Raw genomic sequence first — 13,665 nt, 5'->3', positions numbered from 1 at the left:
GGAGGGTTCCATGAAGTTCGAACTCGATGGCAACGATCAGAGGGCGAAGATCAGGGTCGTGGGCGTCGGCGGCGGCGGCGGGAACGCCGTGGCCAACATGATCGCGGCGCAGGTGGAGGGGGTCGACTTCATCGTCGTGAACACCGACCACCAGGCGCTGGAATCGAACCCCGCCCCCACCAAAATCCAGATCGGCGGGAACCTGACCAAGGGGCTCGGCGCCGGCGGCCTGCCCGAGATCGGGCGCAAGGCGGCGCTCGAGGACGTCTCGCGCATCGAGGAGGTGCTGCGCGGCTCGGACATGGTGTTCGTCGCCGCCGGCATGGGCGGCGGCACCGGCACCGGTGCGGCCCCCATCGTCGCCCAGGTCGCGCGCGACGTCGAGGCGCTGACGGTCGGCGTCGTCTCGAGGCCGTTCCGCTTCGAAGGCCGCAAGCGCACGCGCTTCGCCGAGGACGGGATCGTCCAGCTCGCCGAGGAGGTCGACACGCAGATCGTCATCCCGAACGATCGCCTCCTCTGCCTCGAGCAGAACCTCACGATCAACGAGTCGTTCTCCTTCGCGGATCGCGTGCTGTGCAACGCCGTGCGCGGCATCTCGGACCTCATCACCATCCGCGGCAACATCAACGTGGACTTCGCCGACGTCCGCACGATCATGACGAACCGCGGCCGTGCCCTCATGGGCACCGGCTACGGGCGCGGCGAGCGGCGCGCCCTCGAGGCAGCCCAGATGGCGATCAACAGCCCGCTGCTCGAGGACGTGAAGATCGACGGCGCCACGGGCCTGCTCATCAACATCACCGGCGGCCCGGAGATGACGATGAACGAGGTCGCCGAGGCGATCTCCATGATCGAGGAGTCGGCAGACGAGGACGCGCACATCATCTTCGGCTACGTGACGCTCGACGAGCCGTGCGAGGAGGTCAAGGTCACCGTGATCGCGACCGGCTTCCAGAACGACGAGACCTTCGCCGCGACGCAGTCCCGACGCGCCGCGACGGTGCAGTCCTCGTCGTTCACGGCCCGCGCCACGGCGGCCGCCGCGAGCGCCCCAGCCGCCCCCGCCGTCGCCGCGCAGCCCCGCAAGAGCGGCGACTGGACCGGCCGCATCTCCCAGACCCGCGCGTCGATCCCGGCGCCGCGCATCAGCGACGCGCCGGAGCAGGTCCAGATCTCGGCGGGACGGGGCGTCACGGTGCGGGCCTCCGCGCTGAGCGACGACCACCTGGACATCCCCGCGTTCATCCGCAAGCAGACCGAGTAGAAAAAAACAGAGGCAGCCGGCTGTGGCTCAGTTCACCGTCACCGGGCGGGTGATCGGCGTCTCCGTGGCGACGAAGTAGGCGTTGTCGAGGACGTCGATCGCCGCGGTGCAGGAATCGCCGCTCTGGAGCGACGCGCCCGTCGTCGTCTCGTTGTAGAACTGGATCGTCAGCACCGCGCGCGTCTCGTCGAGGGCGAGGGAGAACTGGCCCGCGGAGGCGGGGGCGCCGTCCACCCGCGCACCGCCCGTGAGGTCGAACGACACGCCGGTGTCGTCGTTCAGCACGGTCAGGGCGATCGTGCCGTCCGCGAGCAGGGCGAGGAGATCCTCGTCGCTCCCGCTGGCCGGGGTCGGCAGCGGATCGGTCAGGTTCAGCGTCAGAGAGCCCGTCGCTCCCGCGAGCGTCACGGTGATCGTCGCCGGGACGTTCGCCTCGAGGTCGTAGAGTCCGCCCTTGGGCATGTCGAAGTCGGTGACCGCCGTGCACGCCGTCAACGCGAGCATCATGGCGGCCGCGATGAAAACACTGATTCGCACCATGGTCATACCTCCTTAAAACGACACCGCGGTGCTCATGCCGACCGCATTTCCAGTGGCCACCGGGACAACGTTGACCCGCCGCTTGGCCGTGCCTTCCTCGACCTTCTCGTCACCCTTGTCCGTGAGGAGGATGATCACGCCCACGACCGCCGCGGCCGCCGCGATGCCGAACGAGACGTCGGCGATGATCGCGTTCCGCTCGCCGCTGTCCTTGATGTCGTTCAGATCCCCCGTATCCGGGGAAGCCGATTTCTTCTTCTGGTTGAAATCGTCCTCGTCGCCGAGGGCCATCGTGCCGAACACGGTGCCGGACACGAGCCCGACGCCGGCGACCGCGGCCGCGATCCAGAACGCCGCGGGCGGGCCTTCCTTCTCGTTCTCGATCTCCCCGCCCTCGGCTCCGATCGCCTCGCCGCCCTCTTCCGCGAAAGGATCGACGAGCGCGGGCTCCTCGGCGGAGGTGGACTTGCCCTCCACCGCGAAGTCGACCGCGATCTGCTTCTTCTCGCCCTTGGCGAGCGTGAGCGGCTTCTCGAGCGGCTCGTACCCTTCGGTGTTGAGCACGATGGTGTGCTCGCCGGGGGTCAGATCGAGGGAGACCGGCGTCACCTTGTCGGTGATCGCGCCGTCGACCGTGATCCCGGCCCCCGTGGGGATGCTCGAGAGATCCACCTTCGCCATCATCGCCTTGATCTCGACGATCTTGGCTTGGACCTCGTCCTTCTTCGTGGCCGCGGGATCCTCGAGATACTTCTCGAAAATCACTATGGCGCCCGGGATGTCGCCGATCTGCACCTTGCACTCGCCGACGCTCTTCAGGACCGACGGGTGCGGCTTCAGGTCATACGCCGTCTGGAACTCCACCATGGCATCGGCGTAGTTGCCCTTCTCGTAGAGCGCCTTGCCGTTCGTGTAGTGCTCCTTGGCTTTGGACTGGGCCGCATCCGCCGGCGGGGCGGCGGGCGGCGCCTCGGTTGCCGCCGTCTCTGCTGCATCTGCCTTCTTTCCCTTCTTGCCCTTGCCCTTCTTCTGGGCGAGAGCCGGGTCCGGGATGGCGAGCAGGGTGATGACGAACGCCACCAACAGCAGCTCACCTAGGACACGGATGTTACTCCTTCCCATCGTTCCACCTCCGCCGCGATTCGCGCTTTGACGAGTTTCGGATAGAATATAAAGGAGTTGACATGGAGTCAAACCACTTCGCCCACGTGAAATCGAATTTCTCGAGACGGTCGACGGTGCTTGCGATAGGCGGTTTCGACCCGTCCGGCGGCGCCGGAGTCATCGTCGACACGGCCGCGGCCCGTGCCGTCGGCGCCCACGGGGCCGGGGTCGTCGCCGTGACGACGATCCAGAGCGGGCGCGCCTTCGTCTCGTCGACCCCCTCGGGATCGGCCGACGTCGCCGCCGCCGCGGACGCCGTGCTGGCCGCCCACGACGTGCGGGCGATCAAGACGGGCGCTCTGGGGGACGCCTCGAACGTCGTGGCCGTCGCGCGTCTCGCGGGGCGTCGAGGCTGCCCGCCCCTGGTCGTCGATCCCGTGCTCGCGAGCACCACGGGCGGAGCGCTCTTCGACGCCTCGGGGGGCGTCGCGCTGCGGGAGGCGCTCGTGCCGCTCGCGGCGATCGTCACGCCGAACATCCCGGAGGCGGTCACGCTGGGATCCGGCGGGATTTCCTGCGTCGACGACATGCTACGGGCGGCAGAGCGGATCCTCGATCTCGGATGCCGGGCGGTGCTCGTGAAGGGCGGGCACCTCGACGGCGCAGAGGTCGTGGACGTCTTCGCGGACCGGACAGGCAGGAGGCACGTCTTCCGCGAGGCGCGGATCGGCGGCGGGGAGGTGCGCGGCACGGGCTGCGCGCTCGCGTCGATGATAGCCGGTCACCTGGCGCTCGGCCGCGAGATCGAGGACGCGGTCGGCCTGGCGCGATCCGCGCTCCGGCGGGCGATCGCGGCGAGCTACGCGGTCGGGGACGGGACCCGCGCCCTCGGGCTGGGCGGGCCATCCTCCCCCGGGGCTTGACCGGCGGGTCGGGGGGTGCGTGAATCATGGACGGCCCGGGACCGTCCATCGTCCGGAGGAGAAAATGAGACACAGACTCTTCACTTGGGCGATCGCGGCGATGCTGCTCGCGATCGCCGGAGTCATCGGGGCCGCGCCGAAGAAGACCTACGACAACGCCCGGCTGCGCCTCCGCTTCGAGTGGTCGGCGCCCGACGCCATCCGCGTCGTCGCAGGAGATCACGACACCGTGCTCGAAGGCTCGGCGGACGGAATCGACCTCAAGATCATCGTCCGCCCGGGCGAACGCATACCGGAAGCGCAGCACCAGTTCCGGCTCATGAGCTACTTCGCGGGCGCCTGGGAGAAGGATGCCGACGAATGCCGCGGCACCGGGTGGGACGGGTGCGCGGCGTGGCACTTCGAGTCCGAATCCGGCAAGACGAAGGGCGTCGCGGAGGTCGGGTTCGGGCCGGGCGGGACGTACATGCTCGTCCTCACCTCCGCTGCGGGCTCGTTCCAGGAGCGGCGCCCGAAGATGCGCGCCGTCGAGCAGAGCGTCGTCCTCTACTGAACAATCGACAATAGACGTTGCCCTTGAAATGGCCGGCCGCGCCCGGTAGAAGCATTCTTCATGACCATTCAAATCCAGAACGTGCTCACGCGCCGCAAGGAGGAGCTCCAACCGGTCGAACCCGGCAAGATCAAGATCTACGTCTGCGGGGTCACCGTGTACGGTCGGTGCCACGTCGGCCACCTGCGGTGCTACCTCTCGTTCGACGCCGTGCTCCGCTACCTCGCGTACAGCGGTTACGACGTCCGGTACGTCCGCAACTTCACCGATATCGACGACAAGATCATCAACCGCGCCGCCGAGATATCCGCCGGCCCCGACGGCTCCTGGCGCCGGGACGCGGCGTACTCCGGCTACACGCAGGCGCAGTGGGCGGACAGGCTCGCCGAGGACGAGGTGATCCGGAAGCGCGCGGCGGGCCAGGACCGGCACCTCGCCGAGGTCGTCGCCGATCACTTCATCGACGCCTTCCGCGGCGCGGACTTCGCGCCTTTCAACCTGTTCCCGGCCGCGGTGGAGCCGCGCGTCTCCGAACGCATCCCGGGGGTGATCGCGCTCATCGAGAAGATCATCGCGAACGGCTACGCCTACCACGTGGACGGCGACGTCTACTTCGACGTCCCGGCGTACCACGCCAAGACCGGCAGGTACGGCGCGCTCTCGGGCCGGGACTTCACCCAGATGCAGGAGGGGGCACGCGTCGCGCCGACGGAGAGGAAGCGGTGCGGCGTGGACTTCGCGCTGTGGAAGAGGGCGGCGCCGGGAGAGCCGCACTGGCCGTCGCCTTGGGGCGAGGGGCGGCCCGGCTGGCACATCGAGTGCTCGGCGATGAGCGCCGAGGAGCTCGGCCAGCCGTTCGACATCCACGGCGGCGGGCAGGATCTCATCTTCCCCCACCACGAGAACGAGATCGCCCAGTCGGAGGCCGCGAACGGCGTGCAGTTCTGCAAGGTCTGGATGCACAACGGCTTCGTCACCGTGAACGGCGTCAAGATGTCGAAGAGCCTCGGCAACTTCATCACGATCGAGGCGGCGCTCCGCATGGCGCCGCCCGAGGTCTGGCGCCTGCTCGTCCTCGGCACGCACTACGCGCACCCGATCGACTTCAGCCGCACGCGCGACGGCGCGGCCGCCGAGTCGTGCGAGACCGTGCGCGGCACGATCGACATCGCCTTCGACAGGCTCGAGTACTTCTACGAGACGCTCGGGCGCGCGGCCGACGCGCTGGCCGGGGCGCCTCCCCCTGCCGCCGGCGTCCCCCTCGTCGATCCCGCACGATCGGAGGGGACGCTCGCCGCGTTCCGGGCGGCGATGGACGACGACTTCAATACGGCGAAGGCGCTCGCCGGGATCGGCGAGGCGCTTCGGTTCGTCAATGAGCTCGTCGACACGAAGGCCAAGGACGTCAGGAAGCTCCCGGGCGGCCGCGACTCCTGGGCCGCGACGATCGCACGGCTCGTCGCCGACGTCCGAGAGGCGTTCTGCGCGCTCGGGCTGTGCACGCGCGACCCGAGGGCGGCGCTCGCCGAGATGCGCGACTTCCTCGTGAAGTGCCGCGGCCTCGACGCGAACGCAATCGAGGCGAAGCTCGCCGAGCGGGCGGCGGCGCGGGCGGGAAAGGATTGGGCGCGCTCCGACGCGCTGCGCGACGAGCTCCAGGCGCTCGGCGTCGAGCTGCGCGACGGCCCGACCGGGACCGACTGGCGGGTCGCGCGTTGAACCTACCCCCTCGCTCCCCCTCCCGAAGCGGGAGTGGGAAGCATCTGGTCGACTCCCCTTCCCTCGCAGGGAAGGGGCCGGGGGATGGGTCAGGAAGAAGCCGGGTTTTGACGACTGTGGGCATTCGGATTCTCTACGAGGACAACCACCTTCTTGTCATCGACAAGCCGGCCGGGATGCTCAGCCAGGGCGATCTCTCCGGCGACCTCGACGTGCTGACCGCCGTCAAGGAGCTGCTGAAGCGCCGCGACGGGAAGCCGGGGAACGTCTACCTCGGCCTCGTGCACCGCCTCGACCGGCCGGTCTCGGGCGCGATGCTGCTCGCCAAGACGTCGAAGGCCGCGGGCAGGCTCTCCGCTCAGTTCCGCGAGCGGGAGACTTTGAAGCTGTATCGGGCCGCGGTGGCGGGCTCCCCGGAGGCGGACGCCGGGGAGCTGACCCACAACCTGCAGAAGGACGCCGCGGCGCGGGTGACGCGCGTCATCGCGAAAGGCGGCAAGGTGGCGCGTCTCAGGTACCGCGTGCTCGAGCGCCGCGAGTCGGCGTCGCTCCTCGAGGTGGAGCTGCTCACCGGGCTGCCGCACCAGATCCGCGTGCAGCTCGCGGCGATAGGCCATCCGATCCTCGGCGATCGCAAGTACGGCGCGCCGTCGCACCTCCCGTCCGGACCGGGGGCCATCGCGCTCTACTCGCGCTCCATCGCGTTCCGGCACCCGGTGCGGGACGAGCTCGTCACGGTCGAGGCCCCGCCGCCGCCGCACTGGCCGCGGTAGGGGCTCTACGCTGGGGTCTTCTTCGCCTTGCGCTTGTCCAACCACTCCCACAGATCGAAGTACAGCAGCCATTGCGGCCGCTTGCGGATGACGATGTTGTACAACCACATCGCGACCGCCGAACCCAGCGCGATGACGATCAGGAGGATCCACCCGTTCGCGTTCGCCTGCGGATCGAGGTCGAGCAGGCCGTCGGGGCGCTTCACGGCCCCCTCGCACATGATGTCGTTGAAGATCGCGGCGCCGATCGGGCCGCCGAAGAACGCGCCGAACGCCATCGGCAGGTTGGCGTAGCCGAGGAACAACCCCTCGCGTCCCTTGGGCGCGAGGGCGCCTATGTACTCGTAGGTCCGCGCCGAGGTGAACAGCTCGCCGAAGGCGATCAGGGCGACGGTGAGCACGATGAACAGCGAGCCCATCGGCAGCCAGAGCGCCTCGGCGCGCACGTCGCCGGTCCCGAGCACCGGGATCAGGTTGATCGCCATCGATCCCGCGATGATCAGGATCCCGATCACCATCGACGTGATCGGCTGCAGGCGGCCGAACGCGCGGGTGATGACGAGCTGGAACGCCACGATGACGAGCGGGTTCGCCGCCGTGTAGATGTCCATCGCCGGATCGGTCTCGACGACCTTCTTCACGTAGAGCGGGAGCACGTTGTAGACCTGTGCGTAGATGAAGAAGAAGCCGCTCGACACGACGAGGAACACCATGAAACGCGGGTTGACGAGCACGACGAAGATGCCGACGAACTTCTTCCAGGCCGCCATCCTCGGCTTGTCGTCCTTGACGAAGCCGACCTCGGTCTCCGGATCGCGGTAGACGAACAGCACCACGAAGAACGCGACCACCGAGCACGCCATCGCGACGATGAAGATGAAGGAGAGGCTCGTGCTCGTGCGCACGAAGTAGGAGATGCCGCGGCCGAACAGCGAGCCGATGTTGATCACCATGTAGAAGATCGCGAAGCCCTTGGTCGCGCGCCCGATGGCGCCCGCGGTCTTCTGCACGGTGCCCGAGATGCACGGCTTGATCACCGAGCCGCCGAGGCCGATGAGGACGATGGCGACGATGATCGGCACGGCGATGCTCGCGCCGGCCGTGACCTCGTCGCCGATCTCCTTCGTCAGCTCGGCGCCGCCGAACCAGACCGGGTAGCCCATGAGGAAGTACCCCGCCGCGAGCAGGACGAACGCCACCAGCAGCGAGCGCCGGAAGCCGACGACGTCCGCGATGGTGCCCGACAGGATGGGGAGGAAGTAGACGAGGGCCCAGAGGTACCCGTTCAGCTTGCTCGGCCAAGTGTCGCCGAAGCCGAGCTGCCCGAGGTAGATGACCACGAAGCTCGCCATGGCGTAGTAGGCGCCGCGCTCGAACAGCTCGGTGACGTTCGCGGTCCAGAAGCTCCGCGGGAACTTGGCCGGTTTTTCGGCTGCGGCGGTGCTCGTGGTCGACATCGGTGCCCTCCTCGCGATCAGGGGGCAGACGTTAGCATGAGGAGCGACCTCGGCCTACCCCCGCTCTCTAGTACTGCGCGACGGTGTAGTCGGCGGGATCAGCGGGAAGGTTGCGCGGGTCGTAGCAGAACTTCACCGGATCCTTGTCGTCGACGCAGGTGTACTGCGTGGCCTCGCCGTCCCAGATCGGATCCGTCTCGTCGATCCGGCACTCGTCGTCCTCGGTGCACGTCTTCGCGCAGATCTTGCTCGTGATGGTGGCGTTCAGCTCGACGACGATGGTGATCGTGACGTCCTGCGAGAACTCGATCAGGACGTAGCCCTCGGGGCACCCGTCCATGGTGTCGTACTCGCCGAACGCGGCCGTGTTGCAGATCAGGGTGTCGCCCTCGCACTCGGTCGCCATCAGCCCGCAGTAGCCGTTCGCGAAGTAGGTGTTGGTCGCCATGCTCCCGGCGTAGCTCTTGAGGCAGACGAGGTCGGCTCCCGCGAACGTCGGGACGTTCTCGCACCCGACGATCGTCCCGGTGCCGCCGTTCGGGAGCGGGACGCCCGAGGAGAAGCAGCCGCCGTCGTCGCACGTGCACGGCGCGCCGATGTCCGCGTCGGTGTCGGCGTCCGTGTCCGTGTCGGAGTCCGTGTCCGTGTCGGTGTCGGCGTCCGTGTCCGTGTCCGTGTCCGCGTCGGAATCGGCATCCGTGTCCGTGTCGGTGTCCGTGTCGGTATCCGTGTCCGCGTCGGACGAGCTGTCGTCGTCGTCGCCGCAACCGAGCGGGACGACCGAGAAGGCGGCGATCACAACAAGGAGAAGCTTGCCATACATTTCATATTCCTTTCTTTACGGCCCTGCGGCCGACGGCATCATACACAGATCGACTTGCCAGAAAAAGAATTCGTTACCGCGCGCCCGAACGGACGAAGCCCATGGCCCGCCCGCACGTCCCGCCGCTCCCGCGGTGGGAGTAGAGCGCCTCTGCGGCGCACCGCGTGCAGACCCGGACGCGATCGATGTTGCCGCTCGTGAGCCCGGCCCCGATGAGCGAGACCTCGACGGCAAAGGCCAGATCGAGCAGGAACGCGCCCGGCTCGCCTCGCACGGGATCGACCGACTCGGGGAAGCGCCGCGCGACCTCCTCTTTGACCTCGTAGCACTCCGGCCCGATGCACGGGCCGATCGCCGCGAGGAGGGCAGCGGGATCGGCGCCGCGGTCCCGCAGCGCGCGCACCGCGTTCCGCAGGACGCCGTTGCAGGCGCCGCGCCAGCCGACGTGCACCGCGGCCACGGCGCGCGAATCGGGATCGGCGAGGATGACGGCTGCGCAGTCCGCGGTCTGCACGGCGAGCACCGCGTCCAACCCGGACGAGACGATTGCGTCCGCCTCGATATCCGGCGGCGCGAGCCAGTCTCCGCACCCCGATTCGAAGAGCCGGGCCGCGTCGGCGATCGCGTTGCCGTGCACCTGCCGGACGCGCGCGAGCGGCGCCCCCGCCCCGACGGCCGCCTGCAGCCGCCCGAGGTTCTCACGAACGCGCTCGGGTTCGTCGCCCACGTCGAACGCGAGGTTGAGCGCGGCGAACGCGCCCTCGCTCACCCCGCCCGTCCGCTTCGTGAAGCCGTGGTCGAACCCCGCGCGCTCGAGCAACGGCGAGAGGAGCAGCTCGACGTCCATGCGCCCTCAGTGCTTGAAGGCGCGCTGCCCCGTGAACACCATCGCCACGGGCGGATCCGCCTCGTTGCACGCCTCGATCACCTCGCGGTCGCGGATCGAGCCGCCGGGCTGCGCGATCGCGGTCACGCCCTGCCGGATGCCGACGTCCACGCCGTCGCGGAACGGGAAGAAGCCGTCCGAGACCATGCGCGAGCCCAGGAGCCCGCCCTTCGCCCGTGCGGTCTCGGCGTCGAGCGCCGCCTTCTCCGCGACGGGCCGGCTGCCCTTCTCGATCTCGAGGAGCAGCTCGTTGTAGGGCTTCCCGTGCCGCTCGAAGCAGATCCGGTCCGCGTGCTTCGTGTACGCCTTCTGCACCGCGATCTCCGCGCACCCGACCCGATCCTGCTCGCCCGTGCCGATGGCGACCGTGACGCCGTCCTTGACGAACAGCACGGAGTTCGAGGTGACGCCCAGCTCGATGTTCCAGCCGAAGACGAGATCGTCGAGCTCCGCGGGCGTGGGATTCCGGGCGCAGCCGACGATCTCTCCCTTCGACTTCGCCTCGGCCGGGAGGAAGTCGGCGCCCGAGCGGATCCGGCTGACCGCGGACTGCTGCACCACGACGCCCCCGTCGATGAGCGACTTGAAGTCGAGGAACCGCGCGCCGTCGTACTCGGCGAGCCTGTCGATGCGCGGGATCTCGACGATCCTGAGGTTCTTGTTCGCGGCGAGCAGATCGACGCACCCCGCCTCGTACGCCGGTGCGGCGACGACCTCGACGAAGTGCGCCGCGAGGAACTCCGCCGCCGCCCGATCCACGGCGCGGTTCAGGGCGACGCAGCCGCCCATCGCCGCAAGCCGGTCCGCCATGAACGCCCGCCGCACGGCCTCGCCCGCCGAGCCGCCGCGCGCGACGCCCGAGGGGTTGTTGTGCTTCATCACCGCCGCCGCCGGCCGATCCATGAGGTGCTTGAGGATGTTCAGCGCCGCGTCGATGTCCGTGAGGTTGATCTTCCCCGGGTGCTTCCCGAACTGCAGAAGCATCGACTCGTCGAGCGCGGACACGAGGCCGCGGCCCGGCTCGATGTAGCGGCAGCCGCCTAGGACGAGGTTGCCGTTCACGAGCTCGTAGAGCGCCGCCTCCTGCCCGGGGTTCTCGCCGTAGCGCAGTCCCCGCACCACCTCGGCGCCCTCGTCCGCGATCTTCCAAGTACGCTTGCGGTAGACGAGCCGCGTCTCGCCCAGCGTGACGGTCATCTCCTCGGGGAAGTGCTCTTCGACGATTGTCTTGTACGCCTGCTTGAGATCGGCCATTTCGCCCTCCTTGTCGCCTCGCACCCAGTTAGGTTGGCCCACGGCCCCGTGTCAAGCCGCGCCCTTGAACCGCTTGTGGATCCACATCCAGTGCCCCGGCCGGGCGCGGATCCAGCGCTCGATCACCGCGTTGCACGCCGCGGTCACGATCTCTACGAACGTGGGATCGCCCCTCTCCGGGAGCTCGAGCGCGGGCTCGACGACGAGATCGTGATCGCCGTCCTCGCGGCGCTCGATGCGGACCGGGACGATCGCGGCGCCGGTCCTCCGGGCGAGCCTCGCCGCCGCCGTGGAGCTCCAGACGCGCCTGCCGAAGAACGGCGAGAGGATGCCGCCGCGCGGCTCGCGCGTCCGCTGGTCGATCACGAGCCCGAGCACCTTCCCGGCCCGCAGCCAAGGCAGGGCGCGCCTCGCGGCGTCGCGCTCGGTGAAGATCTCGAGCCCGCTTCTCGCGCGCGTCTCCATCCAGAAAAGGTTCGAGCGCCGCGCGCTCATCTCGCGGCTCACGATCGCGAGCGGCACGCCGCGCGCCGCCTGGGACACGGCCAGGAGATCGAAGTTGCCGAAGTGGGCGGTGACGACGACGACGCCCAGGCCCCGCGCGAGCGCCGCGTCGAAGTGCTCGAGGCCGGACGGCCGCACCCGCGCCGCGATCTCGTCGCGCCCCATCGCCCGCGTCCGGAGGAGCTCGAGCGCGGACGCGCCGAGGTTCCTGTAGGCCGCGGCGGCGATCCGCACGTGGTCGGCCGCCCGCTCCGGGAGGGCGATCGCGAGGTTGTGCAGGGCGGTCCGCCGGCGGACGCGCAAAAGGTGGAACCAGACGGCCCCGAGGAACGCGCCCACCGCCTGGGCGCGGCGCCAGGAGAGCGACCCTGCGAGCGCCGCGAGCGCTCTGAGCGGCAACGTCGACACCGCGTTTCTCCCCTGCTATCCTGGCGCGTCGATGCGATTCGAGCACGCCATCCTCGCCGCGCTCGCCGCCCTCGCCTCGGCGTGCGGCGGTTACGGGGAGCGCTACCCCTCGTACGAGGCGATCGTCGCGCAGTACGCGCCGGCGGGCCCGTTCGAGGGAGAGCCACTCGACGCCGCGAGCGCCCCCGACTGCGTCCCCTCGGCCTGCCCGTGTCCCCGGCTCTGGTACGACGCGCATTGGGTGTACTACTGCGACGGCCGCTGGGTCTACTGGCATCACGACACCTGGTACCAGTACCCGTACTTCTACGTTTATTACGTCGCCGGCGCGCCGTACGTCGTCGACAGCCCGACGCGGCACATCACGAAGCACGCGCCCTCGGGTGGCCACGGGCACGGCGGGGTGGCTTGGCCGACCGGCAGCGCCGAACCGGGTGCGAACGCCGAAGAGCACCGCGACTTCGCGCCCGCCACCCCCGCGCCCGCCCCCCCTTCGAGAGACTCGTCGGGCTCCACGCGTTCCCCGTCCCGGCGCCGTTGACGAGGCGCGGCATCGACCCTAGGATGGCCCCACCGAAAAGGAGAGTGACATGAAGAGACTCGAAGGGAAGACCGCGATCATCACCGGGGCGGCCGCCGGCATCGGCGAGACGACGGCGAAGCTGTTCGCCGCGGAGGGCGCCAAGTGCGTGCTGTGCGACGTCACGGCGGACGGCCTCGAACGGGTGGTCGGCGAGATCCGCGCGGCCGGCGGCGAGGCGATCGCGGTCCAGTGCAACGTCGCGGACGAGGAGGAGGTCAAGGCGCTCGTCCGCAAGGCGCTCGAGGCGTACGGGAAGCTCGACATCCTGATCAACAACGCGGGGATCACGCGCGACGGCCTGACACCGCGCATGACCGTCGAAAACTGGGATCTCGTGATGGCCGTCAACCTCAAGGGGTCGTTCCTGTGCGCCAAGCAGGCGCTCCTGAAGATGGAGCGCGGCGGTCGGGTGATCAACACGGCGTCGATCGCGACGCTCGGCAACGTCGGCCAGGTGAACTACTCGGCGTCCAAGATGGGCGTGATCGGCATGACGCGGACTCTGGCGCTCGAGTACGCGAAGCGGCGGATCTGCGTCAACGCGGTCGCGCCCGGGGCGATCGACACGCCGATGCTCGCGGCGGTCGCGGAGAAGGCCCGCGCTGCGATGATCGAGAAGATCCCGATGGGGGTGCTCATCCCGCCCGACGCCATCGCCCGCGCCCACCTGTTCCTCGCGTCCGACGACGCCGCGTTCATCACCGGTCAGTGCCTGTTCGTCGACGGCGGCATGAGCGTCGGGATCTAGGAGCCTGTTGCGCATAGACGCTCCGCAAGATCGACAAGCCTGAAGCCGAGTGCGAAGATCTCGGCATGACGAAGAGTTATCGGGAGTGGACGCCGACGCAGCGGTACCTGCTGCCGCCGTCGC

Annotated in this window: 14 protein-coding genes; 7 read left to right on the top strand and 7 right to left on the bottom strand. The window is 69.1% G+C overall.

Annotation, left to right across the window (positions count from 1 at the left end; translation table 11 throughout):
- Window positions 1-10 precede the first annotated feature (10 nt).
- Complete coding sequence (gene ftsZ, locus M0R80_19680) at window positions 11-1,267, top strand: cell division protein FtsZ (GenBank protein MCK9461856.1); 1,257 nt, start codon at window positions 11-13, stop codon at window positions 1,265-1,267.
- Between the two features lie 27 nt (window positions 1,268-1,294).
- Here ftsZ and M0R80_19675 read toward each other — a convergent pair whose 3' ends face one another.
- A complete protein-coding gene (locus M0R80_19675) occupies window positions 1,295-1,807 on the bottom strand; it encodes a hypothetical protein (GenBank protein MCK9461855.1) in 513 nt (170 codons plus the stop codon).
- Window positions 1,808-1,819: 12 nt separating this feature from the next.
- Window positions 1,820-2,929: a PEGA domain-containing protein gene (locus tag M0R80_19670; protein ID MCK9461854.1), complete on the bottom strand. Its 1,110-nt coding sequence runs from the start codon at window positions 2,927-2,929 to the stop codon at window positions 1,820-1,822.
- Between the two features lie 62 nt (window positions 2,930-2,991).
- On the opposite strand from M0R80_19670, the gene M0R80_19665 reads away from it, so the two are divergent.
- The 4 genes from M0R80_19665 (at window position 2,992) to M0R80_19650 (ending at window position 6,879) form a co-directional block, all read left to right on the top strand.
- Window positions 2,992-3,834, top strand: a complete 843-nt coding sequence (locus tag M0R80_19665; protein ID MCK9461853.1) for a hydroxymethylpyrimidine/phosphomethylpyrimidine kinase — start codon at window positions 2,992-2,994, stop codon at window positions 3,832-3,834.
- A 64-nt stretch (window positions 3,835-3,898) separates the two neighbouring features.
- Window positions 3,899-4,387 carry a hypothetical protein gene (locus tag M0R80_19660; GenBank protein ID MCK9461852.1) on the top strand — a complete coding sequence of 163 codons (489 nt, stop codon included), beginning with the start codon at window positions 3,899-3,901 and terminating at the stop codon, window positions 4,385-4,387.
- 60 nt (window positions 4,388-4,447) lie between these two features.
- A complete protein-coding gene (cysS, locus tag M0R80_19655) occupies window positions 4,448-6,106 on the top strand; it encodes a cysteine--tRNA ligase (protein ID MCK9461851.1) in 1,659 nt (552 codons plus the stop codon).
- 116 nt (window positions 6,107-6,222) lie between these two features.
- Window positions 6,223-6,879 carry an RluA family pseudouridine synthase gene (locus M0R80_19650; GenBank protein MCK9461850.1) on the top strand — a complete coding sequence of 219 codons (657 nt, stop codon included), beginning with the start codon at window positions 6,223-6,225 and terminating at the stop codon, window positions 6,877-6,879.
- Between the two features lie 5 nt (window positions 6,880-6,884).
- Here M0R80_19650 and M0R80_19645 read toward each other — a convergent pair whose 3' ends face one another.
- The 5 genes from M0R80_19645 to M0R80_19625 form a co-directional block, all read right to left on the bottom strand.
- Entirely contained in the window at window positions 6,885-8,336 is a 1,452-nt protein-coding gene (locus M0R80_19645) for an MFS transporter (protein MCK9461849.1), read from the bottom strand.
- 67 nt (window positions 8,337-8,403) lie between these two features.
- Window positions 8,404-9,159, bottom strand: coding sequence for a hypothetical protein (locus M0R80_19640; GenBank protein MCK9461848.1), 756 nt, complete (start codon window positions 9,157-9,159; stop codon window positions 8,404-8,406).
- Window positions 9,160-9,232: 73 nt separating this feature from the next.
- Window positions 9,233-10,006, bottom strand: coding sequence for a polyphenol oxidase family protein (locus tag M0R80_19635; protein MCK9461847.1), 774 nt, complete (start codon window positions 10,004-10,006; stop codon window positions 9,233-9,235).
- A 6-nt stretch (window positions 10,007-10,012) separates the two neighbouring features.
- On the bottom strand, window positions 10,013-11,299 hold the full coding sequence (locus M0R80_19630; protein MCK9461846.1) for an IMP cyclohydrolase: 1,287 nt from the start codon (window positions 11,297-11,299) through the stop codon (window positions 10,013-10,015).
- A gap of 51 nt (window positions 11,300-11,350) precedes the next feature.
- The gene (locus M0R80_19625; protein MCK9461845.1) at window positions 11,351-12,211 is read right to left on the bottom strand and encodes a lysophospholipid acyltransferase family protein; all 861 of its coding nucleotides are present in this window, start codon (window positions 12,209-12,211) and stop codon (window positions 11,351-11,353) included.
- Between the two features lie 31 nt (window positions 12,212-12,242).
- Between M0R80_19625 and M0R80_19620 the strand changes: the two genes are divergently transcribed.
- Both M0R80_19620 and M0R80_19615 read left to right on the top strand, forming a co-directional pair.
- A complete protein-coding gene (locus M0R80_19620) occupies window positions 12,243-12,752 on the top strand; it encodes a hypothetical protein (protein MCK9461844.1) in 510 nt (169 codons plus the stop codon).
- Between the two features lie 49 nt (window positions 12,753-12,801).
- A complete protein-coding gene (locus M0R80_19615; GenBank protein ID MCK9461843.1) occupies window positions 12,802-13,542 on the top strand; it encodes an SDR family oxidoreductase in 741 nt (246 codons plus the stop codon).
- Window positions 13,543-13,665 lie beyond the last annotated feature (123 nt).

It is taken from the genome of Pseudomonadota bacterium, assembly GCA_023229365.1.
In the GTDB taxonomy this organism is placed as follows: Bacteria; Myxococcota_A; Polyangia; order JAAYKL01; family JAAYKL01; genus JALNZK01.
The sequence above is the reverse complement of the archived record's forward strand: the minus strand, read 5'-3'. Positions and strand labels throughout refer to the sequence as shown.

Bases quoted from the DNA above. Each gene is read 5' to 3' on its own strand.
- ftsZ (MCK9461856.1), top strand. From the start codon at position 11: ATGAAGTTCGAACTCGATGGCAACGATCAGAGGGCGAAGATCAGGGTC.
- M0R80_19675 (MCK9461855.1), bottom strand. From the start codon at position 1,807: ATGGTGCGAATCAGTGTTTTCATCGCGGCCGCCATGATGCTCGCGTTG.
- M0R80_19670 (MCK9461854.1), bottom strand. From the start codon at position 2,929: ATGGGAAGGAGTAACATCCGTGTCCTAGGTGAGCTGCTGTTGGTGGCG.
- M0R80_19665 (MCK9461853.1), top strand. From the start codon at position 2,992: ATGGAGTCAAACCACTTCGCCCACGTGAAATCGAATTTCTCGAGACGG.
- M0R80_19660 (MCK9461852.1), top strand. From the start codon at position 3,899: ATGAGACACAGACTCTTCACTTGGGCGATCGCGGCGATGCTGCTCGCG.
- cysS (MCK9461851.1), top strand. From the start codon at position 4,448: ATGACCATTCAAATCCAGAACGTGCTCACGCGCCGCAAGGAGGAGCTC.
- M0R80_19645 (MCK9461849.1), bottom strand. From the start codon at position 8,336: ATGTCGACCACGAGCACCGCCGCAGCCGAAAAACCGGCCAAGTTCCCG.
- M0R80_19640 (MCK9461848.1), bottom strand. From the start codon at position 9,159: ATGTATGGCAAGCTTCTCCTTGTTGTGATCGCCGCCTTCTCGGTCGTC.
- M0R80_19635 (MCK9461847.1), bottom strand. From the start codon at position 10,006: ATGGACGTCGAGCTGCTCCTCTCGCCGTTGCTCGAGCGCGCGGGGTTC.
- M0R80_19630 (MCK9461846.1), bottom strand. From the start codon at position 11,299: ATGGCCGATCTCAAGCAGGCGTACAAGACAATCGTCGAAGAGCACTTC.
- M0R80_19620 (MCK9461844.1), top strand. From the start codon at position 12,243: ATGCGATTCGAGCACGCCATCCTCGCCGCGCTCGCCGCCCTCGCCTCG.
- M0R80_19615 (MCK9461843.1), top strand. From the start codon at position 12,802: ATGAAGAGACTCGAAGGGAAGACCGCGATCATCACCGGGGCGGCCGCC.